Below are 25,111 nucleotides of genomic sequence, written 5' to 3'. Positions count from 1 at the left end.
TCCCAGGCCATGAGCAGCAGGGTCGTGAACGGCGGCATCTCCTTCTGGTACGCGGACGACGGCTTCCCCGAGGCGCGGGAGCCGCTCGGTGGTGACGCGTCGGCGGACGTGGTGATCGTCGGCGGCGGGTACACGGGACTGTGGACGGCGTATTACCTGAAGAAGGCCGTGCCTTTCCTGCGGATCACCGTCCTGGAGCAGAAGTTCTGCGGCTACGGCGCCTCCGGGCGCAACGGTGGCTGGCTCTACAACGGCATCGCGGGCCGCGACCGGTACGCGAAACTGCACGGCCACGAGGCCGCCGTACGCCTGCAGAAGGCCATGAACGACACCGTCGACGAGGTCGTCCGGGTCGTCGGCGAGGAGGGCTTCGACGCCGGGCTCCACAAGGGAGGCGTCCTCGAAGTCGCGCGTACGCCCGCGCAGTTGGCGCGGCTGAGGGCCTTCCACGAGCACGAGCTGTCGTACGGCGAGAAGGACCGTGAGCTGTACGGCGCGCGGGAGACGGCCGAGCGGATCCGGGTCGCGGACGCGGTGGGGTCGTCGTGGACGCCGCACGGGGCGCGGGTGCACCCGGTGAAGCTGGTGAAGGGGCTCGCGGCGGCCGTCGAGGCGCTGGGCGTGACCGTCCACGAGCAGACGCCGGTGACGGAGATCCGGCCCAAGCACGCGGTCACGCCGTACGGCACCGTCCGCGCGCCCTATGTCCTGCGTTGCACCGAGGGCTTCACCGCCGCCCTGAAGGGCCAGAGGCGGACCTGGCTGCCCATGAACTCCTCGATGATCGCGACCGAGCCGCTGACCGACGCGCAGTGGGCGGCGATCGGCTGGGAGGGGCGCCAGACGCTGGGGGACATGGCGCACGCCTACATGTACGCGCAGCGCACCGCCGACGGGCGGATCGCGCTGGGCGGGCGCGGGGTGCCGTACCGCTTCGGTTCGCGCACCGACAACGACGGGCGGACGCAGGCGGCGACGGTCGAGGCGCTGCGGGAGATCCTTGTGGGGTTCTTCCCGATGCTGGCCGGGACGAGGGTCGCGCACGCCTGGTCGGGGGTGCTCGGTGTGCCGCGCGACTGGTGCGCGTCGGTGACGCTGGACCGTTCGACGGGGGTCGGCTGGGCGGGCGGTTACGTCGGTTCGGGCGTCGCCACCGCGAACCTGGCCGCCCGGACCCTGCGCGACCTGGTCCAGCAGGACTCCGGGCAGGGCGGCCGGACCGAGTTCACCGAACTGCCGTGGGTCGGTCACAAGGTGCGCAGGTGGGAGCCGGAGCCGCTGCGCTGGCTGGGCGTGCAGGGCATGTACGCCACCTACCGCACGGCCGACCGGCGCGAACTCACCAGCCACCGCGCGGAGTCGTCCCGGCTGGCCCGGTGGGCGGACCGGATCGCGGGGCGGCACTGACCAGATAACGCTTTCCACAGCCTCTGGATACTCACGGGTGCGTTGTCGGACCCCTGTGTCACTATCGCCTCAACGTTGACTGATCCAGGGGGGATCCTTTGCCTGCCGACGACTCCTGTCCGCCTGCGCGCAGACACAGACGGATGGCTGTCCTGACCGCTCTTCTCGCGCTGCTCACCTCGTTGTTGAGCCTGACCGGGGCGGGTCCCACGGCGGCCGCCGACCTCGCCGACGAGGAGTGCGCGCCGCTCGCGCTCGCGTCCTTCGGGGATCCCGGGGGCGCGGTGAACAAGGCCACCTCGCCGAGTCAGGGCAGCCATTGCTTCACGCTGACGGCTTCGGCGGCGGGTCTGTATTTGGTGTCGGACGACAACTACGACACCTACGCGCAGGTGTCGGCCGCCGACGGCACCGAAGTCGACTGCTACAACGAGCGGTCCTCCCAGAGCGGCATGTGTCAGGTGCCCGCCGCCGGCATCTACACGCTCAGGATCGTCAACAACAGCTGGGCGGAGGCGCAGACCTCGTTCACCGTCGTCCCGCTCGGCGCGGACACGCCGGGCTGCTTCGACTCCGTCGGCACGGGCTGGGACCTGGACACCGTCAGCCGGACCTCCACCGGCCAACTGGAGATCGACTGCCAGGAGTTCGCGGGCAAGCCGGGCGAGCGCGTCCGCCTCACGCACGGGACGAAGGTCTACGGCGACACCCTCGCGTGGATCACCGACTCCACCGGCGCCTGGATCTGCCCCCGGGTCACCGAGGACGACGAGGACACCCGCAGCTGTGTACTGCCCGGCGACGGCCCGTACCGGGTGCTGTCGACGGTGGGGTACGCCGGGAGCGGCTATCCCGCCGAGTACGCGGTCAAGGTGCGCTCGCTGTCCGACCCGCGGGGCTGCCGTACCGCGTCCCTGCGACCCTTCGGAAAGCCGACAGGGCTGGACTACGGCACCAACCCCTGCTTCAGCTTCACCGTCGACAAGGCGGGCACCTATCTCGTGCACTCCGTGGACGTCTACTCCGCGCTGCCGGTCGAGGTGTACAACGCCGAGGGGAAGATCGCCTGCCGGGAAAGCGACCCGTGTCGGCTGCCGGCCGCGGGCACCTATACGGCGGTCCTCGAAGGCGCGTACCCCTTTTCCTACGACGAGGCCGACCCGGACGACCTGCTGCTGCTCGACCGCGCCTCGGACGCCGGATGCGTGACGGCCGAAACGGGCGTCTTCAAGGGCGAGTTGAGCACGGTCGGACAGTACGACTGCCTGACGCTGGACATGCCGCAGGGCGCGCACGTCGCCGCGCTCACCCCCCTGTCCTCGTCCGGCGTGGACGCGGAGATCGCGGTCTACGACCGGGACGGCGTCGCCCGGTGCGACGCCACCCAGCTCGCCGACGGTGACTGCGTGCTCGACGGCACGGCTCCCTACCGGGCGCTGGTGCACACCGACGACGAGGGCGAGGGCGCGACCGGACCGTACGTGATCGCCTTCCACCGCACCGACGCCGCGAACGACTGCCCGGTCCTGCCGGCCGGCAGCTTCGCCGCCGACGGTGCGAAGGCCTCGCTGACCACCGGTGGCGGCGTCTTCTCGCAGTGCCTGGGTATTCCGGCCGACGCGCACACGGGAGCGGAGCTCTTCCAGCTGGTCGGCACCTCCGGCGGGGTACCGGCGAGGTTCTCCGTCCTGGACGCCACCGGCAAGAAGGTCTGCGACCGGGCCTCCACCACCGACGGCTGGACGGTCTGCCCGCTCACCTCGGGCCAGGCCCACACCGTGCTGGTCACCGGCCGTGACCTGGCCGCCGCCTACACGCTGGCCCGGCGGGACGTCACCGCGAGCGCCGCCTCGGCGGGCTGCGTGAAGACCGCGGCGACGAAGGTCGGCGGCCCGTCCGTGACCGGCGCGGCCGGCGAGCCGGGCACCTTGACCTGCCACCAGGTCACCACCGACGCGGCCGCCGACGCCCTGCACCTCGACGTGCGGGACGCCCTGGGCACCGCCAACCTCGCGGTGTTCGGCGGTGACGGCGGCTCCGAGTGCTCCTTCCGCAACCGCTCCTGCGCGGTCACCGGGTCCACCACCCACCAGGTCGTCGTGCAGACGCCGGTCACCCTGAAGGCGGCGCCCGAGTACCACCTGGACGCCCTGCGCGTCGCGGCAGCGGACGGACCGGCGCCCGAGTGCACCCGGGTGCCCTCGGTGGCGTACGGCTACGGGCCCGTCACCGGCACGCTGGACGAGCGGCACAGCGCGGTGTGCGCGGTGCTGCCGACGGCCGGGTTCGACCGCTTCGACATGGAGATCACGGACACCACCGGGGCGACCACCACGGCGGTGCCCGCGCTTTACAACAAGTCCTGGAGCAACGGCTGTTCGCTGTCCACACCGTCCGGCTGGCAGTGCGCGGCGGGCGGCTCCTCCTGGGGGACCGGCCCCAGCGTCCTCGTGCTCGGCCTGCCGGAGAAGGCTTCCACCACCTCCTACAGCGCCAAGCTGACCTGCACGTTCGCACTTTGCGGGCCGGACAAGGTGAGCGTCACGGCGGTCGGTCCCGCCACCGGGGTCGCCGGCACCAAGGTGAAGCTCACGGTGACCGGTACCGCGCTGCCCCAGAGCGCGACCGTACAGCTCGGTCAGAGCGGCAAGACCCTGACCGCGACGACCGACTCGGTCTCCGCCGACCACCGGACCCTGACCGCGACCCTCGATCTGACGGGCGTGGCGGCCGGCACCTGGAACGTCAGCGTGTTCGCGGGCTGCTGCGAGTTCCTGCAGGGCACGTTCACCGTCACCGAGCCCCAGCTCACCAGCACGACTGCGCCGAAGATCACCGGGACGGCCAAGACCGGCGCCAAGGTGACGGCGGAGCCGGGCAGTTGGTCGGCGGCGCCGACGTCGTACACGTACCAGTGGAAGGCGGACGGCAAGGCCATCAGCGGGGCCACGGCGAAGACGTACACCGTCGCCGCCGCGGTCGTCGGCAAGAAGCTCACCGTGACCGTCACCGCGGTCAAGAGCGGCTGGAAGAGCGGGACGGCGACCTCGGGCGCGGTGACCGCTGCCAAGGGCGACGCGCCCAAGGCGACCAAACTGCCGGTGATCAGCGGCACCGCGAAGGTGGGGAAGACGCTGAAGACGTCCAACGGGACGTGGAGTCCGGCGGCGACCTCGTACGCGTACCAGTGGTACGCGAACGGCAAGGTGATCAGCGGGGCCACCAAGTCGTCGCTGGTGCTGAAGGCCGCCCAGAAGGGCAAGAAGATCACCGTGAAGGTGGTCGCGCGCCGCACCGGTCACAAGGACGGGTCGGCGGTGAGCAAGGCGACGAAGGCCGTCGCCAAGTGAGGTGAGGTGTCGAAGGGGCGGCCTCCGGGCCGCCCCTTCGCCCTCACACCACCGATTCAGGCGCCGGTGCCGGAGCGGGAGCGCCCTGCTTCGGCGGTTTCGCCGTCACCATCAGGCCCGCGACCAGGCCGGCCAGGAGCATGATGCCGACGGCCCACCAGATGGCCACCGTGTAGCCGTGGACGACGCCCTCCCTGACGATCAGGGCCTTCTTCGACGGGTCGGTGAGGTGGGCGGTGACGTAGGCGGTGCTGCTGGTGGTGGCGATGGTGTTGAGCAGGGCCGTGCCGATCGAACCGCCCACCTGCTGCGAGGTGTTGATGGTCGCCGAGGTCACGCCGGAGTCGTGCGGGGCGACGCCCGCGGTGGCGGTGGAGAACACCGGCATGAAGGTGAGGCCCATCCCGAGGCCCATGAGGAGCAGGGCGGGCAGGATCTCGGTCGCGTAGGAGCTGTTCACGGTCATCTGCGTGAGGATCAGCATGCCGCTCGCGGCGAGGATCATGCCGGGGGCCATGAGCATGCGTGGTGGAACGCGGTTCATCAGCCGGGCCGAGATCTGGGTGGAGCCGACGATGATCGCGGCGGTCATCGGCAGGAAGGCGAGGCCGGTCCGCACGGGGGAGTAGGCCAGCACGACCTGCAGGTAGTAGGTCATGAACAGGAACAGCCCGAACATCCCGATGACGGCGAGTCCCATGGTCAGGAAGCAGCCCGCGCGGTTGCGGTCCTTGACGATGTGCAGGGGGAGCAGGGGCATGGGGGCCCGGGACTGCCACCACACGAAGGCCGCGAGGAGTACGACGCCCCCCGCGATCAGGGTCAGTACCAGGGCGTCGCTCCAGCCCCGGGGCTGGGCCTCGCTGAAGCCGTAGACGATCGCGACCAGGCCGCCGCAGCCCAGCAGCACACCGGGCACGTCGAGGCGGGCGCCCGCGTGGCCGGGGCGGTCGTGCAGCAGGGCGAGGGCGCCGAAGACGGCGGCGACGGCGATGGGCACGTTGACGTACAGGCACCAGCGCCAGTCGAGGTACTCGGTGAGCAGCCCGCCGACGATGAACCCGATGGCGGAACCGGAGCCCGCGAGAGCGCCGTAGATCCCGAAGGCCTTTCCGCGCTCCTTCGGATCGGTGAACGTCGTGGTCAGCAGGGACAGCGCGGAGGGGGCGAGCAGGGCCGCGAACACGCCTTGGAGGGCTCGGGCCGCGAAGAGCATGCCGGAGCCGGTGGCGGCGCCGCCGAGTGCCGAGGCCGCGGCGAAGCCGACCAGCCCGATCACGAAGGTGCGCTTGCGGCCCACCAGGTCGGCGATGCGGCCGCCGAGCAGGAGGAGGCCGCCGAAGGCGAGCGTGTAGGCGGTGATCACCCACTGCCTATTGGCATCGGACATGCCCAGGTCCTGCTGTGCGGAAGGGAGCGCGATGTTCACGATGGTCGCGTCGAGGACGACCATCAGCTGCGCGAGGGCGATGACCACCAGGCCCCACCAGCGACGGGGGTCCGCCGATTCGGCCGACTGGGTGACGCCCATCTGGTCGGAAGACCATGAATCGTTACGAGTCGCATCTGGACGTGTCATGGCTCCAGGACCACCTTTCCGGTCGTGCCGCGGGTCTCCAGCGCCCGGTGCGCGGCGGCCGCGTCGGCGAGCGGGAAACGCTGTACGGCGGGGGTGAGACGGCCCGCGGCGGCTTCGGCGAGGGCGCGCAGTTCGAGGGTGCGGATCGGGTTGGGTCCTCCGGCCTTCTGTGCCATGACGGGCCCGAGGACCTGCTCGGAGACGCCTTCGACGAGGTACGGCTGTCCGTCGTGGATCCCTTCGCCGGACCAGCCGAAGACGATGTGCCGGCCCTGGTGGCCGAGAAGGGCGACGCACTCGCGGGCGACGTCTCCGCCCACGCCGTCGAAGACCACGGTGGCGGGCCGGCCGCCGAGGAAGGCGCGGACCTTCCCGGGCCACGCGGAGTCCTGGTAGTCGACGGCGAGATCGGCGCCGTTGGCGTGCACCCGTGCCGTTTTCGACGGTCCGCCCGCGAGACCGATGACGGTCGCTCCGGCGTTCTTCGCGTACTGCACGAGCAGTGTGCCGATGCCTCCGGCGGCCGCCGGGATCACGGCCACCGAGTCCGGGCCGAGCTCGTCGAACTGCAGGATCCCCATCGCCGTACGGCCCGTGCCGATCATGGCGACGGCCTGGGCGAAGTCGAGGTTCCCGGGTATCTCGTGGACGCGGTCGACATCGGTGACGGCGAGTTCGGCGTAGCCGCCGGGGGCGAACCCGAGGTGTGCGGCCACGCGCTTGCCGAGCCACAGCTCGGCGACGCCGTCACCGAGGGACTCGACGACTCCGGCGACCTCCCGGCCGGGGATGGTGGGCAGCGTGGTCGGCCGGGGCAGCGGTCCCTGCTGCCCCTCGCGCAGGGCGGTGTCCAGGAGGTGGACACCGGCCGCCCGTACGGCGATACGGACCTGTCCGGGGGCGGGTGCCGGGTCGTCGGTCTGCTCGTAGGTGAGGTTCTCGGCGGGGCCGAAGGTGTGCAGGCGGACGGCATGCATGGAGGGTCTCCCTCTGTGGGCAGGAGCGCCGCAGGTCGGGACTCTGCGGTCAGGGCTCTGTCGGCAGGACACCCACCCTCCGACCTCAAGCATGCTTGAGGTCAAGGGCGTTCCGGCCGAGTGCCAGCGATACGGCGGTGAGCGCGCTGTTGAAGGAGACCTCCGAGAGCACCCCGGGCGCGGCGACCTGGTCGCCCGCGAGATAGACGCCGTCGCCCCGGTCGACGGCCGGCCGGTCGCGCCAGTTCGTGCCGGGCAGGTCGACGGCTCCCGTACGGCCGTTCGCGATGGACTCGCGTCGCCAGGTGACGCGTTCGCGCCAGCCGTCGAAGGCGAGATCGAGCAGCTGCTCCGCGCGCGCGACCCCGTCCGCCCTGGTCTCGTGCGGGGCGATCGGGATCTGCCCCTGGAGGAGCTGTTCGCCCGCGGGTGCAAGGGTGCGGTCCTGGGCGGTGAACCGTTCGATCCAGCCGGGGGAGTCGAGGTCGGCGACGGCGAAGGCGTCACCCCGCCGGGTACGCAGGGCGAGGTCGAGGAGTGTCGTACGGCCGCTCGGCCAGGTCAGCGAGTCGTCGCCGAGGAGCCGCCGGGCCGCGTCGAGGGAGGTGGCGACGACGACCGGGGTGTCGGTGGGCAGCGTGTCGACACGGGACAGGGTCTCCATCCGGACGCCCAGGTTCCAGGCGCGGGCGGCCATCCGGTCGACGACGCCGGCCCAGCCGCCGCGCGGGTAGTGCGCCTCGGGCGGCAGCTTGGTGGCACGCCGCAGCCGCTCCTGCACGAACGCGGCGGACAGGGCGCCCGGGTCGTGATGGAACAGGGCGACGGCGGAGTAGTGGGCGGCGGCGCGGGCGCCCTCCTCGCCGGCCTGCCCGGTGGCCCAGGACAGGAAGTCGACGTCGACCGGAGCCTGTTGGGCACTGCGGCGCAACAGCTTGAGCATCGCGAAGGGCGGGGTGCGGCGCAGTGCGCCCTTGTGCCTCAGCCGCAGCCGGGCCGCCTCCAGAGGGGGGAGCGGTGCGAGCGGTCCGATGAGGTCGCGCTGCTGGAGCCAGGACCAATGCGGGCCGGCCTTGTAGAGCGCGTGCGGGCCGTCGTTCGTGCGGTACGGCCCCTCGGCGGTCCGGGCCCGGCCGCCGAGCGTGTGATGGGACTCGTACACGGTGACCTTGGCGCCCGCCTCGGCGGCGGAGATCGCCGCGGTCAGCCCGGCGAGGCCGCCGCCGATGACGGTGATGCGGTGCATGGCTGGGGTCTCCCTCTGCTCGGGTGGGTCCGTCGTCGGTATGACTGATTGAGGGGACCGGAATGTGACATGGGCGCTGTCTGTGCAGGTCAGGGGGATTGTCAGTGGTGGGGTGCAGGATGGGGGCATGGCGAGGAGAGCGACGGCTGGGGTCAGCGGGTCCGGTGGTGCGGGCGGTGCGGGTGGCTCGCGGGTGAAGGGGGCGCGGCGGCCGGAGGTGCGGCTGCCACCGCTGGAGCCGCATGGGGGAGGGGAGCTGGAGCCGGACGGGGACTACGACGGGCTGGAGTTCCTGGAGGCGGACTTCGCGGGGCAGGACGGGGCGGGGGCCCGTTTCATGGACTGCGCGCTGAGAAGCTGCGCGCTGGACGAGACCCGGCTCCACCACGCCCGCTTCCTCGACTCGGTCCTCACCGGCATACGGGGCGTGGGCACCGACCTGGCGGAGTCGACCCTGCGCGACGTCGAGCTGATCGACGCCCGGCTGGGCGGAGTGCAGTTGCACGGAGCGGCCCTGGAGCGGGTCGTGATCCGAGGCGGCAAGATCGACTATCTGAACCTGCGCACGGCCGTCCTGAAGGACGTCGTCTTCGAGAGCTGCGTCCTGGTGGAACCGGACTTCGGCGGCGCGCGGCTGGAGCGCGTGGAGTTCGTGGACTGCACGCTCAAGGCCGCGGACCTCACGGCGGCGACCCTCAAGGACGTGGACCTGCGCGGCGCCGCGGTCCTGGAGATCGCCCGGGGGATCGACCGGCTGGCCGGGGCGGTGATCAGCCCGTCACAACTGCTGGACCTGGCACCGGCGTTGGCGGCGGAGGTGGGGATCCGGGTGGAGGGGTGAGGCGGGCGCGGGCGGGCTCGCACGCTCTCTTCCGAGCTGCCGGAGCCGGGCCTTGGGTTCCGGGCGCAGTCGTGGGCGTCAGGTCGGTCCCCGGTGCGCGGTCGCATTAGCCGTGCGTCGGCGCACTGCTTGCTACACCTTCGACCAGGGCACCGGCCCGACCGCAGCAGATCCTCGTCGACCGGGATGCCGGCTCTCCATGATCACTTCAACCTCGGGAACCGTGCCTGGAGCGTCCAGATCGCCGGGTTCTCGCCCAGGTCGTCGTGGAGGTCGATCAGGTCGGCGATGAGGTCGTGCAGGAAGTCGCGGGCCTCGCGGCGCAGGTCCGCGTGGGAGAAGGTGAGCGGGGGCTCCTCCACCGGCATCCAGTCGGCCTCGATGTCCACCCAGCCGAAGCGGCGCTCGAAGAGCATGCGGTCGGTGGACTCGGTGAAGTCGAGCTCCGCGTGCTGGGGGCGGGAGGCGCGGGAGCCCGCCGGGTCACGATCGAGGCGTTCCGCGATGTCGCACAGCGCCCACGCGAAGTCGAGCACCGGCACCCATCCCCAGGCTGTGGACAGTTCCCGGTCCTCCTTGGTGTCCGCGAGATAGACATCTCCGCAGAACAGGTCGTGCCGCAGCGCGTGGACGTCCGCGCGGCGGTAGTCGGTCTGCGGCGGGTCCGGGAAGCGGTTGGAGAGGGCGTAGCCGATGTCGAGCACGTACGAGATGGTGTCACGCGGCCTCTCATAGGATCACCACGTGTCCCGATCCGCGCCGCTCGTCCCCGCCGCCCTGCTCCCCGCCGCCCTGCTCCTCGCGAGCGCCCTCACCGCGTGCGACGGAGGAGTGCACGGCACCCCCGGCGGCTCCGGCCTGCGCGACCCGTACTTCCCGAAGGCCGGCAACGGCGGCTACGACGTCACCCACTACGCCCTCGCCCTCGCCTACGACCCGGACACCGAGAGGCTCTCCGGCACCGCGACCCTCACCGCCCGCGCCACCCAGGACCTCTCCGCCTTCAACCTCGACCTCGACGGCCTGGACATCGAGAAGGTCACCGTCGGCGGCGACAGGGCCCGCTGGAACCGCACCGGCCAGGAGCTGACCGTGCGCCCGCACGAGGACCTCGACGAGGGCAGCGCCTTCCGTGTGACCGTCGCCTACTCCGGCACCCCGAAGACGATCACCGACCCCGACGGCTCCGAGGAGGGCTGGCTGCCCACCGAGAACGGCGCGCTGGCCCTCGGCGAACCGACCGGCTCGATGGCCTGGTTCCCCGGCAACCACCACCCCTCCGACAAGGCGTCCTACGACCTCACGATCACCGTGCCCGAGGGCCTCCAGGCCGTCTCCAACGGCGACTTGACGGCGAGCAGGACCAGCGGCGGCCGTACGACCACCACCTGGCACACCGCCGAACCCATGGCGAGCTACCTCGCCACCCTCGCGATCGGCGACTACGACATCCACCGCACCACCACTCCCGACGGGTTGCCCGTCCACACCGCCGTCGACCCGGCGCAGGCCGAAGCGAGCCGGAAGGTGCTGGCGCAGATCCCGGCCGTCATGGCCTGGTCCGAGGACACCTTCGGCCCGTACCCCTTCTCCTCCACCGGCGCGATCGTGGACCGCGAGGGCGACGCCGGCTACGCCCTGGAGACCCAGAACCGCCCCTTCTTCCCCGGCGCCCCCGACACCGAGACCCTCGTCCACGAACTCGCCCACCAGTGGTACGGAGACTCGGTCACGCCGAAGACCTGGCGGGACATGTGGCTCAACGAGGGCTTCGCGACCTACGCCGAGTGGCTGTGGGCCGAGGACCACGGCGGCGACAGCGCCCAGAAGACCTTCGACGACCTGTACACGCACGGCGAGGACGTCTACGACGACCTCTGGGACTTCCCGCCCGGCAAGCCGTCGAGCGCCGCGCACCTCTCCGACAGCCCCGTCTACCAGCGCGGCGCGATGGTCCTCCACAAGGTCCGACAGCGGCTCGGCGACACCGCTTTCCGCGCCCTCCTCAGGCACTGGCACACCACCCACCGCCACGGCACCGCGGACACCGACGACTTCACGACGTACGTCGAACGGCTCGCCCCCGACAAGGACTTCGGCCCGATCTGGGAGGAGTGGCTGTACGGGGACGGGAAGCCGGAGCGCGCGTAGCCGGCGGGGCCCGGTCCGGTCAGGCCTGTTGGCTTTCCGACAGCGGCTTGCGCAGCACCGAGCAGGGGCGCCCGAGTTGCAGGTCCGGGCGGCGGTCGATGACCCCGTACCCGAGGGCCGTCCAGAAGGCGAGGGCGCGGTCGTTGCCGTCGAGGACGGCGAGGCGTACGGCGGTACGGCCCTCGGTGCGGAAACGGTCCTCGACGAGGGCGGCGAGCCGACGGCCGTAGCCCTGCCGTTGTACCTCCGCGTCCACCATCAGCAGCCCGATCCACGGGTCCGGGTCGGCCCGGTCCGGGTGCCGGGCGAGCGTGATGGCCACCCCGACCAGCCGGCCCTCACTGCGCGCCAGCAGCACCTCCGCATCCGGATGCGCCAGCTCCTCGGCCAGCGCCGCCGCCACCTGCTCCGGCCGGATGTCGTCCGGGTCCGGGAAGTCACCACTGAGCGCCATGAAGTCACGGTTGGCGGCGTACAGGGCGGTGAGTTCGGTCAGGAGGGGGCCGGGGATGTCGTGGTCGGGGGTGAGGTGGAGGGGGGTGAGGAGCATGCGGGGCAGAGTAGTTGAGGCTTACGGCTGCGGCTGTGAGGGCTGGTCCTTGTAGCGCGGCAGGTCGTCCGTGGAGATCGTCCAGTCGCCGATGGTGACGTCCTCGCCGTAGACGAAGTCCTTGCGGGTGGCGTAACGGGGGCCGTCGGGAGTGGGGTGGATGTCGGTGAGGACGGTTCCGGTGCTGAGTTGGCGATGTTCAACCTGATTCTGGCGAGATGTCCCGGCATTCATGCCGAGGAGGGATCGCCTCCCGTGGTCGCGACGCGGAGCGTCGCCGCGTCGCTCGCTGCTGGGCGCTGACCGTCTGCGGGGTGCCAGCAGAGTAGTGGAATGCGAACAATCGTCTTGTGGGGTCGCTGGTGGGGATGATCGTGAGATGAATGTCGGTCGTGTGTGCTGGGGTCGTACTACGGTCCGATGTCGTGAAGCTGGTCGTGCAGGTGAAGTTGCTGCCGACGCCTGAGCAGGCGTCGGCGCTGGAGGCGACCTTGCGTGCCTGCAACCGGGCCGCGACCTACGCCTCGCAGGTTGCCTTCGCCAAAAGCCTCAAGGACCGCAATGGCCTGCAGAAGGAGGTCTATGCGGATCTGAAGGCGGCTTTCGGGTTGTCGGCGCAGCCGGTGGTGCGGGCGGTGAAGAAGGTCGTCGACGCTTACGCCGCTCTCAAGGCCGGTTTGCAGTCCGGGAATCTGGGCCCTCCTACCTCCAAGCGGTACCGCAAGGCGGTCGGCACACCGATCGTCTTCCGGCCGGAGGCGGCGCAGCCCTTCGACGACCGCTGCCTGTCCTGGCAGTACGACGCGCGCACGGTGTCGATCTGGACGGTGGACGGGCGCATGAAGGGCATCCGCTTCGTCTGCTCGCCCGACCAGTTCAAGACGCTCGTGACGCACCGCAAGGGCGAGAGCGACCTTGTCCGGCGCGGCGGGAAGTGGTTCCTGGTCGCCACCTGTGACGTTCCCGAACCGGAGGTGTATGAGCCGGTCGACTGGATCGGGGTCGACCGGGGCATCGTGAATCTGGCGACCACGTCCGACGGCACCAACCACCAGGGCCGCCAGCTTTCCCGCTACCGGCGCTGGCAGGCGGGCAAACGCACCGAACTCCAGAAGAAGAACACGCGCTCGGCCACTCGCCGCCTCGCCCGCCGCGCACGCAAGGAGCAGCGCCATGCCACCCACGTGAACCACAAGATCAGTAAAGAGATCGTGTCCGTCGCGCAACGCACCGGTCGCGGGATCGCCGTCGAGGATCTCGGCGGGATCCGTGAGCGGGTACGGCTTCGCCGCGACCAGCGGGGCACGCTTTCCTCCTGGCCCTTCCACCAGCTCGGGCAGCACCTTGCCTACAAGGCTAAGCGGGCTGGGGTGCCGTTTTTGGAGGTGGATGCGCGTTATACCTCGCAGCGCTGTCCGCGCTGCGGGCATACCGAGCGGGCCAACCGGTCCGACCGGGACCACTTTTGTTGTCGTCGGTGCGGGCTCGCTGGTCCGGCCGATGTCGTCGCCGGGGTCAACGTGCGCGAACGTGCACGCTCGGCGTGGGTGCTTGTCACCGCACCCGCATCCTCCCCCTGACAGCTACCAGGGGTTGGGTGGATGCGACCCGTGACCGTCCTGTCGTAGGGGGCAGTCGGGAGCGCGACGAGGCGTGAATGGACCGAGTGCATAAGCTCGGCCGTTCACGGCCGAGAAGGTGACTCGGGCGGGTGAGCTGCGCTTCGAGGCGGGAGGAAAGGTGGGGCTTGGTCGGGTTCTTTCACCCAGGAGTTCTTGGAAAAAGACCGCCCGGACCACCGAAGTACGGGTTTCCGGGCTCCGGTGAGAGGTCGATTTCCGCCCACACCGTCTTGCGGGGGCGGGGCCCCGGAGCCACGCCCCAACGGTCGGCGAGCGCGTCCACGAGTACGAGACCCCGGCCCGACTCGGCTTCCGGTGCGGGGAGTTCGGTGCGTGGCAGACGGTCACTCCGGGTGTCCGTGACCTCGATGCGCAGGGTGGCGCCGACGAAGTAGAGCGTGAGGCGGAAGTTGCGCCCCGGGACCCGGCCATGTGTCGACGCGTTCGCCGCCAGCTCGGCCACGATGTGCTCCGCCGGGTGCAACGGGAGTACCCACTCACGGAGTTGTTCGACCGCCAGCAGTCGGGCCAAGCGGGCTCCGCGGGGTGTGGGGGACAGCAGGACGCTGAAGTTCCGGATCACGGCGGCTTCTTGATTCACGTCACTCAGCGTGGCCGTGGGTGCTTACCGTGAACAGTGACGACACCGGTACGTACGGTGACTGTCCGGAGCTGTCCGGTCGTGTCCGGGCTGTCGGGGGCGGTCGTACGGGTAGGGGCGTCGCGGGTATGGACGTACGGCGGAGGGGCGCGGATGAGCGTGGACGGCGAGTCGGTGGAACCGGGCTGGGAGGTCGACCCGGACGACGAGTGGGGCGTCGCGGTGATCGCCACGGTGGGGCGGCAGTTGAAGCTGCGGAGGGAGGCGGTGGGGATGCGGGCCGCCGAGTTCGGGGAGTCGGTCGGGTACGGCGAGGACCTGGTCTACAAGATCGAGGGCGGGAAGAGGATTCCTCGACAGGAGTATCTGGACAGGGCCGACGAGGTGTTGAGGGCGGGTGGGCTGATCGCCGCAACTTGGGAGGACGTCAAGAAGGTCCGGTATCCCAAGAAGGTGCGCGAGCTGGCCAAGTTGGAGGGGCAGGCCGTCGAGATCGGCGTGTACGAGTGCAACATCATCGCTGGGCTGTTGCAGACGCCGGAGCACGCACGGGTCGTGATCTCGGCGGCTCAGCCGCCCTACTCGCCGGACGACGTGGAACGTATGGTCACGGCCCGTTTGGCCCGGCAGTCGGTCTTCGAACGCGACCCGGCCCCGTCCATCCACTTCGTGCTCGAAGAGGCGGCCCTGCGCCGTCCTATCGGGGGCACAATGGTGTGGCGGCGGCAGCTCGAACGCCTTCTGGAGGTGGGACGGCTGCACAACGTCATGCTTCAGGTGATGCCGTTGAACTCCGAGGTGCACTCCGGCCTGGACGGAAGGATCGAGGTGCTGAAGTTTCCGGACGGTACGGCAGTTGGGCGCTCCGACGGCGCGTTCAGCGGGCGCCCGACAACGGACCCGAAACAGCTGCGCATCCTTGAGCTGCGATATGGCACCATCCGGGCGCAGGCTCTCTCACCAGGAGAGTCGCTGTCCCTCATCGAGCAACTGCTGGGAGAAACATGACCCGCAAGCCCGCGGCCGAAGACCTCTCCGGCCTGGTGTGGTTCAAGAGCAGCTACAGCGGCGGCAACGACGGTGAGTCCTGCGTCGAGATAGCGGCCACCCCCGGCAGGGTCCACGTCCGCGACTCCAAGACCACAGCTGGCCCCCGCCTGGCCTTCACCCCGGCCACCTGGACCGCATTCGTGTCACAGAGCTGACGCCGGAGCCCCCGGCCGGTACGACCAGGGGCTCCCGTTCAGCTCAGCGCAGCGCGTGTCAGACGTTCACGCCGAAGTCCTGCGCGATGCCCACCAGGCCGGACGCGTAGCCCTGGCCCACCGCGCGGAACTTCCACTCCGCGCCGTTGCGGTACAGCTCGCCGAAGACCATCGCCGTCTCCGTGGCCGCGTCCTCGGAGAGGTCGTAGCGGGCGATCTCGGCGCCGCCGGCCTGGTTGATGATGCGGATGTAGGCGTTGCGGACCTGGCCGAAGTTCTGCGAGCGGTTCTCCGCGTCGTAGATCGAGACCGGGAAGACGATCTTGTCGATGTCGGCCGGGAGGCCGGCGAGGTTGACGTTGATCGCCTCGTCGTCGCCCGCGCCCTCGCCGGTGCGGTTGTCACCGGTGTGGACGATGGTCTGGTCCGGGGTCTGCTTGTTGTTGAAGAAGACGAAGTGGCCGTCCGAGTAGACCTTGCCCTCCGTGTTGACCGCGATCGCGGAGGCGTCGAGGTCGAAGTCCGTGCCGGTGGTGGTGCGGACGTCCCAGCCGAGGCCCACGGTGACGGCGGTCAGGCCCGGAGCCTCCTTGGTGAGCGAGACGTTGCCACCCTTGGACAGGCTTACAGCCATGGTTTGGGAGTCCTTCCCTCGTTTATGTACGGCAAGTACGGGCTTGAAGTTACAGCTACCCGTATGAACGCCGCGAGGGGCGTCGAAGGTTCCCCGTGTCTTTACTTTCTTTACCAAACTGAGGGCTGCCGCCCGGGGATATTCGGGTGACGTGGACCGGACAGAGCCGGGAACATGGAGCACATGTCCGGTCCCCACGTCATCCGCGGCTCCGTCTCGCTCCCCGAGGCCGAGCTCATGTGGCGTTTCTCGCGCTCCTCCGGCCCCGGTGGCCAGCACGTCAACACCAGTGACTCCCAGGTGGAGCTGCGTTTCGACCTGGCCCGCACCGAGTCCCTGCCCGACGTGTGGAAGCAGCGCGCGCTGGACAAGCTGGCCGGGCGGCTCGTCGACGGGGTCGTCACCGTCCGCTCCTCCGAGCACCGTTCACAGTGGCGCAACCGCGAGACCGCCGCTGTAAGGCTCGCGGCGCTCCTCGCCGAGGCCACCGCGCCGCCGCCCAAGCCACGGCGGGCGACGCGCATCCCGCGCGGGATCAATGAGCGGCGGTTGAGGGAGAAGAAGCAGCGCTCGGACACCAAGCGGGGGCGGCAGGGGCGGGACTGGGGGTAACCCCGGCCTTCCCACACATCATCAACCGACCTGCATGTGTCACATCTGCTCCGTCCCGTCCGTCAATTCACCGACGGCGTACGACGACGAGAGCGGTGACCCATGGGCGACGACGACTTCCTGGCCGAACGGTTCGAGGCGCACCGGGGGCAGCTGCGGGCGGTGGCGCGGCGGATGCTCGGGTCGGCAGCCGAGGCCGAGGACGCGGTGCAGGAGACGTGGGTGCGGATGAGCCGGTCGGACACCACGCACGTCGACAACCTCGGTGGCTGGCTGACGACCGTCGTGGGCCGGGTCTGTCTCGACATGCTCCGCTCCCGCAGGTCCCGTGCCGAACAGCCCCTGGAGCCAGAGGTGCCGGTGCCGGTGCCGGCCACTGTCCCCGATCCCGAACAGGACGTCCTCCTCGCCGACTCGGTCGGCGGCGCCCTCCTCGTCGTCCTCGACACCCTCAGCCCCGCCGAACGGCTCGCCTTCGTCCTCCACGACCTCTTCGCCGTCCCCTACGACGAGATCGCCGGAGTCATCGGCAAGTCCCCGGCGGCCACCCGCCAGCTCGCCAGCCGGGCCCGGCGCCGGGTGCGGGGCGCCCAGGCCACCGACACCGATCAGGCGCGCCGGCGTGAACTCGTCGACGCCTTCCTCGCCGCCGCGCGCGAGGGTGACTTCGACGGGCTGCTGGAGGTCCTGGACCCGGATGTCGTGGTGCGCACGGAGGTCGGGGTGACGACGGGGGCCCTGGCCGTGGCCAAGGGGGCGACGAGCTACTCGCGGCACATCGTCGGCGTCGCGGTGCCCGTTCTCGTCGAGGGCCGCACCGGCATCGCGCTCCTGCGGGACGGCCTCGTGGAGCGAACGCTCGCGTTCACGTTCGTACACGACCGGATCGCTGTGATCGACATCACCACGGACCCGGTCCGGGCGGCCCGGCTGGAGATCACCTTCGTCTAGTCGAGGCTCAGCACCCCGACCGTCTCGCCCCCGCTCAGCTCCCCGGTCCGGCGGAATCCGAGCCTCAGGTAGAACTCCGCCGGGCCGTCGTCGCCCTCGTGCCAGGTGACGTACAACTCCTTCGTGCCCCGGCGGCGCAACTCCGCGGCGACGGACTCGACGGCGAAGCGGCCGTAGCCCCTGCCCTGGGCGTCGGCCGCGATGTTCAGCCGCCACAGGCCGGAGCGGACGACGCTGCCGCCGTCGGCGCGCCAGTCGATGTCGAGGAAGGCCATCAGGAAGCCGACCGTGCGGTCACCGTCGACGATCAGACGGGGCCAGGCGACGCCCGCGGGATGCACGTAGGCCTCGGCGAGGGACTGCATGACCGGCGAGATCGCGAATTCCTGCTCGGGGCGGACCCGTATGCCGGTCGCCGTTTCGAAATTCCCGGGTGTGACCTCTTCGAGGCGGGGTGCGAATGTCATCCGGGGACCTTATGCCGGAGGATCGGCGCGCGGCCACGGAATTCATCCCAGCTGGCGGTACCTGCCCCGGAAATACGTCAGCGGCCCACCGTCCGCGCTCGGCACGTCGGCCGTCAGGACGCGGCCGATCACCAGGGTGTGGTCGCCGGCCTCCACGCGCTGTTCGGTGCGGCACTCCAGGGTGGCGAGGGCGCCGCCCACCAGTGCGGCGCCGGTGACCGCGCCGCGGACGTAGGGGATGTCCTCGAACAGGAGGCGGTCGCTGATGCGGCCCTTCATCGCGAAGCGGCCGGCGATGTGGCGCTGGCTCTCGGACAGGACGGAGACCGCCCAGTGGGGTTGCTCGTCGAGCAGGTCGTCCATGCGGGAGCCCGTACGCAGGCTGACCAGCACGAGAGGCGGATCCAGGGAGACCGACAGGAACGCCGTGGCCGTCATGCCGACGTCCTCACCCCCGGGTCCGTCGGCGTCGAGCGGGGGCTCGAACGCGGTCACCAGGACCACGCCTGCGGCCAGCCGGGCCATGGCGGCGCGGAACTCGTCGTTGCTCACCCCCACAGCATGCCCGGAAGCGGGTGGAGGGATCATCGGGGCGGTGGCGGGGGGAGTGTTCGGCACGCCGGAAACGCTAATGTCCGGTCCGTGCGCTCCGCATCGGGCCTTCGTCCGAGGCCGGACCTAGGTCTACCGGCGGAGATGGGCACGGCGTCCACAAACGCCCAAAGTTTGCGTTCAGTAAACGCACAGGGAAAGCGCAGAAACCCCACTCAATTGTTCATCTTTCGCTGTGACTTGAGTCACAAGGGACGGTATTTGTTGACCCTGTGTACCGAGTGGGCAGCGCGCTGTGATTCAGTGGCGGGGAAGTACCGACGAAGCCGCACCAACGAAGCCGCACTGAAGATACGCCGAAGAGAACCCTTGATTCGCTGCGAGGTCTCGGGGGGAGGGCGAGCAATGGAGAGCGAGTCGGAGCCGTACGTCCGTCTTGCGTCCCTGCGACAGCTGCACCAGGTCATGGCCGACATGAACACGGCCCGCAGCCTGGCCGACACACTGCAGACCGTCGCGAACGGCGTGGTCACCGCGCTCGGTTACGAACTGGCGTGCGTCAATCTCGTGCGCCCCGACGGCGACCTCGTGGTCGCCGCGTTCTCCGGGAACCAGGCCGCCGAGTCGCTGATCACCGGCCGGGTGGGCTCCCGTGAGTCCTGGGAGCGTCGGCTGAGCATGGGGGAGACCTGGGGCGACCTGGTCTTCATCCCGCACACCGAGGGCTGGGTCCTCGACGACGACGACGTCCCGCAGTGGTACACCGACGGCCCCGCGCCCCGCTTCGAGGACGAGTGGCACCCCTCGGACCGGTTGTTCGCGCCCATGTACACGCCGGGCGTGCAGGGCGGCCAGTGCGGCGAGCTGATCGGCGTGCTCTCCGTGGACCGGCCGCGCAACGGCCGCAGGCCGGGGGCATGGGGACGCGAAGCGCTCCAGATGTACGCGTTCCAGGCCGCCATCGCGATCAGCAACGCGCGTCTGCGGTCGAACATGCAGCGCGCACTGGTCAGGCTCGAAAGGGAGCAGCAAGCCCTCAGGGCCAGTGAAGAGAGCTTTCGGCAGGCGTTCGAGTACGCCCCCTCCGGCATGGCCATCGCCGAGATGGGCGGCGACCAGCACGGCCGGATCCTGCGCACCAACGACGCCCTGTGCCGCCTCCTCGGCCGCCCCGCGTCCGCGATGCGCCGCTACTCCTTCTCCGACCTGGTCCACCCCGAGGACATAGGCACCCTGCTGCGGACCTCCGCAGAAGGCGGGCGCGCGGAGCTCCGCCTCGGGCGCCGGGACGGCACGTACGTCTGGGTGTCGCTGCGCAACTCGGTGGTCGCCGACGCCGCCGACGGGCCGCGCTTCCTGCTCACCCACGTCGAGGACATCGAGGAGCGCAAGCGCCGCGAGCTCCAGCTCGCCCACCGCGCCTCCCACGACTCCCTGACCGGCTTGCCGAACTCCGCCGAGCTGCGCTCGCGGCTGTCCTCCCGGCTCTGCCAGCAGCGCTCCACCCACACGGCCGCGCTGGAGTCGATCGACTCGGCCTTCGGCCACCCGGCCTTCGACGCGAACGGCCACGGTTTCGACTTCCGGCCGGTCGGCGCGGAGGCGTTCGACACCTTCGACCACCATGTGCACACCGTCGCCCCCGAGGGGGAGCGCGACGACGGCACCAAGGGGCTCGCGGTGCTCTTCTGCGACCTCGACGGCTTCAAGTCGATCAACGACCGGTTCGGGCACAACGCGGGTGACGCGGTGCTCATCGAGGTCGCGAGGCGGCTGTCCCAGTGCGTGCGCGACGGCGACACCGTGGCCCGGCTCGGCGGCGACGAGTTCGTGATCCTCGCCGACGGGCTCGGCAAGGCCGACGCCGCCGACCTCGCCGTACGTCTGCGCAGCGAGATCATCCAGCCGATCCGTGCCGAGGGACGGGCCGTCCGGGTCGGTGCCAGCTTCGGCATCGGCTGGGCGCACTGCGGGATGACGGCGGACGAAGTGCTGAAGTCCGCCGACGAACGGATGTACGTCGAGAAACGATCTCGTCCCAAACAGCACAGACGCGCGGGATGATCCCCAGGTCAGCGAGCTGATGCGATCCGAGTCACCCGTTTGGGCCATCAGGAGCGGGTAGGCTCGCCATTCTGACCATCCGTATCGCATCCGATGCCGACCTGTTTGAGGAGTACCTGGGATGACGTCCGGCAACAACGGGGCGAGCGCGCCCGAGGACGACGACCCGTTCGGCTACCTCTACGCCGACGGCCAGGCCAACGGCGCCCAGCCGCCGTCCGGTGGCGGCTATGGCTACGGCTACCCGAACTCCGTCAACCGGACGCGCTCGGTCGGCCAGCGGCAGTACGGCCAGCAGCAGGCGCCGGCCGCGCCGAACGGCCCGTACGGCCAGGTCCCGCAGCAGCAGGGCCAGAACGGCTACACCCAGCCCAGCGCCCACTACGCCGCCCCCGAGACCTTCCCGGGCGGCGCTCCCACCAGCCAGCAGGCCATGCCCGGCTACAGCGGTGGCGGCGGCCGGGGCGGTGGCCCCAACACCAAGGGCCTGCTGATCGGCGCGATCGCGGTGGTCGCCGCGGTCGTCATAGGTATCGGCATCGCGATGGCGGGCGGCGACGACAACGACAAGGCGGGCGACAGCGGGGCGTCCACGACGCCGTCCACTTCGCAGAGCTCCGAGCCGAGCGCGTCGAGCAGCAGCGGTAGCGCGGCGAGCGAGGAGTACAAGAAGACGATCGACGCCAAGGCGCTGCGCCTTGGCGGCGGCGCCGCTCTCGCCTCGGACGTCGAGGGCGCCCAGTCCGACGGCGGCATCTACGTCGGCAACCTGAACAACGTGGGCGCGTCCGTGACGTGGACCGTCAACGGCATTCCCTCGGACGGCACTTACACGCTGTTCGCGCACTACAGCACCGCCGGTGAAGACCAGTCGATGACGCTCACGGTCAACGGCAAGGTCTTCGGCACCAAGCTGGGCGTGGAGAACTACGCGCACGCGAAGGACGGCGACTTCGCCAAGGGCTGGACGACCACCTACTCCTGGCCCACCCTCACCAAGGGCACCAACACCATCAGCATCTCCTGCGGGGACGGGGACAAGTGCAACGTCCTCCTGGACCAGGTGTGGCTCAAGAAGGGCCAGGTCAAGAGCTAGGCCGCGCTGACCTCACCGGTCACCGTCACCTGCTCCAGCAGCTCCTCGTAGGCCGCACGGTCGAACTCGCCCGCCACCGGGGCCAGTACGGTCGCCGCTGACAGGGCGACCGCGCGGGTCAGGCGGGCCGGCCAGGGGAGTTGTTCCACCAGGCCCGACAGCAGGCCTGCCACCAGCGAGTCGCCGGCGCCCGTCGGGTTGCCGTGGACACGGGCCGGGGGCGTGGCGCGCCAGCGGCCTTCCGGGGTTGCCGCCAGCAGGCCCCGCGTGCCCAGGGAAGCGACCACGGCGAGTGCGCCCCGGCGGCGCGCGTCCTGGGCCGCGCGCAGCGGTTCGTGGGAGCCGGTCAGTTCGGAGAGTTCGTCGGCGTTCGGCTTGAGGATGTCCGGGCGGGCGGCGACCCCGCGGCGCAGTGCCTCTCCGCTGGTGTCCAGCAGGACCGGCACCCCGGCCGCCTTCGCCGTGCGGATCAGGCCCGCGTACGCCCCCACCGGCACCCCCGGCGGCAGGCTCCCGCACAGGGCCACCGCCGAGACGGACGGGACGAGATCCTCGTACGCCTCCTGGAAGGCCGACCACTCCGCCGGCGTCACCGTCGGACCCGGTTCGTTGAGCTGGGTGGTGTCGCCGGACTGTTCGTCCACCACGGCGATCGTGCGCCGGGTCGGGTCGGTGACCGGGACGAGCGCGTCCACCAGGCCCGGAACGGCGGTGAGCCGGTCCTGGACCATGCGGCCCGTGGCGCCGCCCGTGAAGCCGGTGACCGTCACCTCGTGGCCGAGCGCGGCCAGCACCCGGGCCACGTTCAGGCCCTTGCCGCCGGGGCGTTCGGTGACCTCGGTGACCCGGTGGCTGGTGTGCGGCCGCAGCGACCGTACGCGATAGGTGATGTCGAGAGCGGTGTTCAGCGTGACCGTGAGGATCACCTGGGCCGACCTCCCCCGAGAGACAGAATGTGCCCGTCCAGTCTCCCAGGACGGCACCGGCCCCAACAGCGGGACATGTCAGCCCAGTTGGGGATCGACCACCCATTCCCCTCGGCGCATGACGCCTTTGAGGTCGAATTGATGGTCGAGGAGGACCAGGTCGGCGTCCTTGCCGGGCTCCAGTGAGCCGATGCGGTCGGACATGCCCAGCAGACGGGCCGGGTTGGCGGAGATCGCCGCGACCACGTCCTCGAGGGGGAGCCGGTCGACGGTCACCGCCCGCTTGAAGGCGCGGTCCAGGGTGAGCGTCGAGCCCGCGATCGAACCGCCCTCCACGAGCCGGGCGACTCCCTCGCTGACCTCGACCTCCAGGGGGCCGAGCATGTAACGGCCGTCGCCGAAGCCGGCCGCGTCCATGGCGTCCGTGATGAACGCGACGCGGTGTGCCGCCGCGTGGTGGAACGCGAGTTGCAGCGAGGCCGGGTGCAGATGCGTGCCGTCGTTGATCAGCTCGACCGTGATCCGCTCGTCCTCCAGGAGGGCGGTGATCGGGCCCGGCGCGCGGTGCCCGATCTGCGGCATCGCGTTGAAGAGGTGCGTGGCCACGGTGGCGCCCGCGTCGATGGCCTCGACGGTCTGCTCGTACGTCGCGTCCGTGTGCCCGATCGCCGCGATGACGCCGTGTTCGGCGAGGAGCCGTACGGAGTCGATGCCGCCGGGGAGTTCGGTGGCGAGCGTGACCATCTTCGCCTGTCCGCGAGCCGCGTCGACCAGCTTGCGGACCTCCGCAGGGTCGGGGTCGCGCAGGAGGTTCTCCGAGTGCGCGCCCTTGCGGCAGGGGGAGATGAACGGGCCCTCGAAGTGGATGCCGGCGATGTCGCCCTGCTCGGCGAGTTCGCTCAGCAGGCCGGCTCGCTGGGCGAGGAAGTCCATGTCGCCGGTGACGGTGGAGGCGACGAGGGTGGTGGTGCCGTGGTTCCGGTGGGTGCGGATGCCGGTGACTACGTCGTCTGCGGTGCCTGAGGTGAACGAGGCTCCGCCGCCGCCGTGGTTGTGGATGTCGACGAAGCCGGGGACGAGCCAATGTCCGGTTACGTCTATGGCCTGGGCGTTCTCCGGGGCGGCGCCGACGATTCGGGGGCCGTCGACGATCACTCGGCCGTTCTTGACGGTTCCTGTGGGGAGGACGACTGTTGCGCCGGACAGGATGAGGGGGGCCTTGCCGGTTGCGGGGTGCCGGTTCGTCGTGGCTGGTCGCGCAGTTCCCCGCGCCCCTGGCTGGGTTGCCATCAGCGAGTTGCCTCCGAACTGTTCGTCTTGTTGAGGAGATCCCAGGCCAGAAGGCCTGCACCGAGGCAGCCCGCCGTGTCGCCCAGGGCCGCCGGGACGATGGTCGGGAGCTTCTGGAAGGTGACCCGTTGGCGGACCGCCTCCCGCAGGGGTGTGAACAAGGTGTCCCCCGCTTCCGCCAGGCCGCCACCGATGATCAGGGTGCGGGGGTCCAGGAGGGTGAGGGCGGTGAGCAGGCCGTCGGCCAGGGCGTCCACGGCGTGCTGCCAGACCTCCCGGGCCTTCGGGTCCCCGCCGTCCACCGCCTTCGCGCAGTCCGCCGCGTCCGCCTCCGGGTTCCCGGTGACCGAGGCCCAGGCCTCGCTGACCGCCGCCGCGGAGGCGTACCGCTCCAGGCAGCCCCGTTGGCCGCATGGGCAGGGCGTGCCGCCCGGGCGTACGACGATGTGGCCGATCTCGCCCGCGAAGCCGTGGGCGCCCGACTCCACCCGCCCCGCGATGCCGATCGCGCCCGCGATGCCGGTGCCCAGGGGGACGAAGAGGAAGCGGTCGGCGCCCTTGCCCGCGCCGATGCGGCCCTCCGCGAGGCCGCCGGTGCGGACGTCGTGGCCGAGGGCGACCGGGACGCCCCCGAGGCGGTCGGTGAGCAGCCCGCGCAGCGGGAGGTCCCGCCAGCCCAGGTTGGCGGAGTAGGCCGCGATGCCCCGCTCCTCGTCGACGATGCCGGGCACGGCGACGCCGGCCGCGAGCGCGGGGGCGCCGAGGTGCTCGATGCCGTACGCGCGCAGCTCGGCGGCGAAGTCGAGGATGCCGTCGACGACCGCGTCGGGGCCGCGGTCGCGGCCGGTCGCCCGGCGGGCCTGGTGCAGGAGTTCGCCGCCCGCGCCGACCAAGGCCGCCTTCATCCCGGTGCCGCCCACGTCGAGGGCGATGACATGTCTCACGGAGACAGTGTGGCCCTTCGACCCGCAAGAGGTCTAGTCCACTCAC

Annotated in this window: 23 protein-coding genes and 1 pseudogene; 11 read left to right on the top strand and 13 right to left on the bottom strand. The window is 70.7% G+C overall.

The features are described from left to right. The first annotated feature begins 9 nt into the window (after positions 1–9). Both RNB18_RS33845 and RNB18_RS33840 read left to right on the top strand, forming a co-directional pair. The gene (locus tag RNB18_RS33845; RefSeq protein ID WP_311717915.1) at positions 10–1,407 is read left to right on the top strand and encodes an NAD(P)/FAD-dependent oxidoreductase; all 1,398 of its coding nucleotides are present in this window, start codon (positions 10–12) and stop codon (positions 1,405–1,407) included. 143 nt (positions 1,408–1,550) lie between these two features. After that, entirely contained in the window at positions 1,551–4,757 is a 3,207-nt protein-coding gene (locus RNB18_RS33840; RefSeq protein WP_311717914.1) for a Tat pathway signal protein, read from the top strand. Positions 4,758–4,800: 43 nt separating this feature from the next. On the opposite strand, the gene RNB18_RS33835 is transcribed toward RNB18_RS33840, so the two are convergent. The 3 genes from RNB18_RS33835 to RNB18_RS33825 form a co-directional block, all read right to left on the bottom strand. Continuing rightward, a complete protein-coding gene (locus RNB18_RS33835) occupies positions 4,801–6,288 on the bottom strand; it encodes an MFS transporter (protein ID WP_311718017.1) in 1,488 nt (495 codons plus the stop codon). A 44-nt stretch (positions 6,289–6,332) separates the two neighbouring features. Next, entirely contained in the window at positions 6,333–7,313 is a 981-nt protein-coding gene (locus RNB18_RS33830) for a zinc-binding dehydrogenase (RefSeq protein ID WP_311717913.1), read from the bottom strand. Positions 7,314–7,398: 85 nt separating this feature from the next. Beyond that, the gene (locus RNB18_RS33825) at positions 7,399–8,559 is read right to left on the bottom strand and encodes an NAD(P)-binding protein (protein WP_311717912.1); all 1,161 of its coding nucleotides are present in this window, start codon (positions 8,557–8,559) and stop codon (positions 7,399–7,401) included. A 127-nt stretch (positions 8,560–8,686) separates the two neighbouring features. Here RNB18_RS33825 and RNB18_RS33820 point away from each other — a divergent pair, with 127 nt between their 5' ends. Beyond that, positions 8,687–9,400: a pentapeptide repeat-containing protein gene (locus RNB18_RS33820; protein WP_311717911.1), complete on the top strand. Its 714-nt coding sequence runs from the start codon at positions 8,687–8,689 to the stop codon at positions 9,398–9,400. 203 nt (positions 9,401–9,603) lie between these two features. On the opposite strand, the gene RNB18_RS33815 is transcribed toward RNB18_RS33820, so the two are convergent. Further along, complete coding sequence (locus RNB18_RS33815; protein ID WP_311717910.1) at positions 9,604–10,104, bottom strand: hypothetical protein; 501 nt, start codon at positions 10,102–10,104, stop codon at positions 9,604–9,606. Positions 10,105–10,144: 40 nt separating this feature from the next. Between RNB18_RS33815 and RNB18_RS33810 the strand changes: the two genes are divergently transcribed. After that, positions 10,145–11,551, top strand: coding sequence for a M1 family metallopeptidase (locus RNB18_RS33810; RefSeq protein ID WP_311717909.1), 1,407 nt, complete (start codon positions 10,145–10,147; stop codon positions 11,549–11,551). Positions 11,552–11,570: 19 nt separating this feature from the next. Here RNB18_RS33810 and RNB18_RS33805 read toward each other — a convergent pair whose 3' ends face one another. Both RNB18_RS33805 and RNB18_RS33800 read right to left on the bottom strand, forming a co-directional pair. Beyond that, complete coding sequence (locus tag RNB18_RS33805) at positions 11,571–12,101, bottom strand: GNAT family N-acetyltransferase (RefSeq protein WP_311717908.1); 531 nt, start codon at positions 12,099–12,101, stop codon at positions 11,571–11,573. Positions 12,102–12,122: 21 nt separating this feature from the next. After that, positions 12,123–12,284, bottom strand: a pseudogene (locus RNB18_RS33800) (Uma2 family endonuclease); the annotation flags it as partial. 242 nt (positions 12,285–12,526) lie between these two features. On the opposite strand from RNB18_RS33800, the gene RNB18_RS33795 reads away from it, so the two are divergent. Beyond that, positions 12,527–13,681 (top strand): RNA-guided endonuclease InsQ/TnpB family protein, encoded by a 1,155-nt coding sequence (locus RNB18_RS33795; RefSeq protein ID WP_311717907.1) that lies wholly within the window; start codon positions 12,527–12,529, stop codon positions 13,679–13,681. 181 nt (positions 13,682–13,862) lie between these two features. On the opposite strand, the gene RNB18_RS33790 is transcribed toward RNB18_RS33795, so the two are convergent. Beyond that, positions 13,863–14,324: an ATP-binding protein gene (locus RNB18_RS33790; protein ID WP_311717906.1), complete on the bottom strand. Its 462-nt coding sequence runs from the start codon at positions 14,322–14,324 to the stop codon at positions 13,863–13,865. A gap of 153 nt (positions 14,325–14,477) precedes the next feature. On the opposite strand from RNB18_RS33790, the gene RNB18_RS33785 reads away from it, so the two are divergent. Together RNB18_RS33785 and RNB18_RS33780 are read left to right on the top strand one after the other, a co-directional pair. Further along, complete coding sequence (locus tag RNB18_RS33785) at positions 14,478–15,332, top strand: helix-turn-helix domain-containing protein (protein ID WP_311717905.1); 855 nt, start codon at positions 14,478–14,480, stop codon at positions 15,330–15,332. Beyond that, a complete protein-coding gene (locus RNB18_RS33780) occupies positions 15,329–15,529 on the top strand; it encodes a DUF397 domain-containing protein (RefSeq protein WP_311717904.1) in 201 nt (66 codons plus the stop codon). Before RNB18_RS33785 ends, RNB18_RS33780 begins: the two co-directional genes overlap by 4 nt. A 58-nt stretch (positions 15,530–15,587) precedes the next feature. Here the strand turns inward: RNB18_RS33780 and RNB18_RS33775 are convergent, their stop codons facing one another. After that, positions 15,588–16,163: a TerD family protein gene (locus RNB18_RS33775; RefSeq protein WP_311717903.1), complete on the bottom strand. Its 576-nt coding sequence runs from the start codon at positions 16,161–16,163 to the stop codon at positions 15,588–15,590. A 183-nt stretch (positions 16,164–16,346) separates the two neighbouring features. Here RNB18_RS33775 and arfB point away from each other — a divergent pair, with 183 nt between their 5' ends. Then, the gene (arfB, locus tag RNB18_RS33770) at positions 16,347–16,775 is read left to right on the top strand and encodes an alternative ribosome rescue aminoacyl-tRNA hydrolase ArfB (RefSeq protein WP_311717902.1); all 429 of its coding nucleotides are present in this window, start codon (positions 16,347–16,349) and stop codon (positions 16,773–16,775) included. Positions 16,776–16,877: 102 nt separating this feature from the next. Beyond that, positions 16,878–17,726: a sigma-70 family RNA polymerase sigma factor gene (locus tag RNB18_RS33765; RefSeq protein WP_311717901.1), complete on the top strand. Its 849-nt coding sequence runs from the start codon at positions 16,878–16,880 to the stop codon at positions 17,724–17,726. On the opposite strand, the gene RNB18_RS33760 is transcribed toward RNB18_RS33765, so the two are convergent. Together RNB18_RS33760 and RNB18_RS33755 are read right to left on the bottom strand one after the other, a co-directional pair. Further along, complete coding sequence (locus RNB18_RS33760; protein ID WP_311717900.1) at positions 17,723–18,193, bottom strand: GNAT family N-acetyltransferase; 471 nt, start codon at positions 18,191–18,193, stop codon at positions 17,723–17,725. The genes RNB18_RS33765 and RNB18_RS33760 overlap by 4 nt on opposite strands. Before the next feature lie 42 nt (positions 18,194–18,235). Next, positions 18,236–18,811 carry a flavin reductase family protein gene (locus RNB18_RS33755; RefSeq protein ID WP_311717899.1) on the bottom strand — a complete coding sequence of 192 codons (576 nt, stop codon included), beginning with the start codon at positions 18,809–18,811 and terminating at the stop codon, positions 18,236–18,238. Positions 18,812–19,150: 339 nt separating this feature from the next. On the opposite strand from RNB18_RS33755, the gene cdgB reads away from it, so the two are divergent. Both cdgB and RNB18_RS33745 read left to right on the top strand, forming a co-directional pair. Then, entirely contained in the window at positions 19,151–20,809 is a 1,659-nt protein-coding gene (gene cdgB, locus RNB18_RS33750) for a diguanylate cyclase CdgB (protein WP_311717898.1), read from the top strand. 121 nt (positions 20,810–20,930) lie between these two features. Next, the gene (locus RNB18_RS33745) at positions 20,931–21,905 is read left to right on the top strand and encodes a carbohydrate-binding protein (RefSeq protein ID WP_311717897.1); all 975 of its coding nucleotides are present in this window, start codon (positions 20,931–20,933) and stop codon (positions 21,903–21,905) included. On the opposite strand, the gene RNB18_RS33740 is transcribed toward RNB18_RS33745, so the two are convergent. From RNB18_RS33740 to RNB18_RS33730, 3 genes are all read right to left on the bottom strand, one after another. Beyond that, positions 21,902–22,831 (bottom strand): 1-phosphofructokinase family hexose kinase, encoded by a 930-nt coding sequence (locus RNB18_RS33740; RefSeq protein WP_311717896.1) that lies wholly within the window; start codon positions 22,829–22,831, stop codon positions 21,902–21,904. The genes RNB18_RS33745 and RNB18_RS33740 overlap by 4 nt on opposite strands. A 78-nt stretch (positions 22,832–22,909) precedes the next feature. Beyond that, a complete protein-coding gene (gene nagA, locus RNB18_RS33735) occupies positions 22,910–24,121 on the bottom strand; it encodes an N-acetylglucosamine-6-phosphate deacetylase (RefSeq protein WP_311717895.1) in 1,212 nt (403 codons plus the stop codon). Next, positions 24,121–25,065, bottom strand: a complete 945-nt coding sequence (locus RNB18_RS33730) for an ROK family protein (RefSeq protein ID WP_311717894.1) — start codon at positions 25,063–25,065, stop codon at positions 24,121–24,123. Before RNB18_RS33730 ends, nagA begins: the two co-directional genes overlap by 1 nt. Positions 25,066–25,111 lie beyond the last annotated feature (46 nt).

The organism is Streptomyces doebereineriae (assembly GCF_031845645.1).
GTDB lineage: Bacteria > Actinomycetota > Actinomycetes > Streptomycetales > Streptomycetaceae > Streptomyces > Streptomyces canus.
Note: the sequence above shows the minus strand (reverse complement) of the source record. Positions and strands in the feature narration are given on the sequence as shown.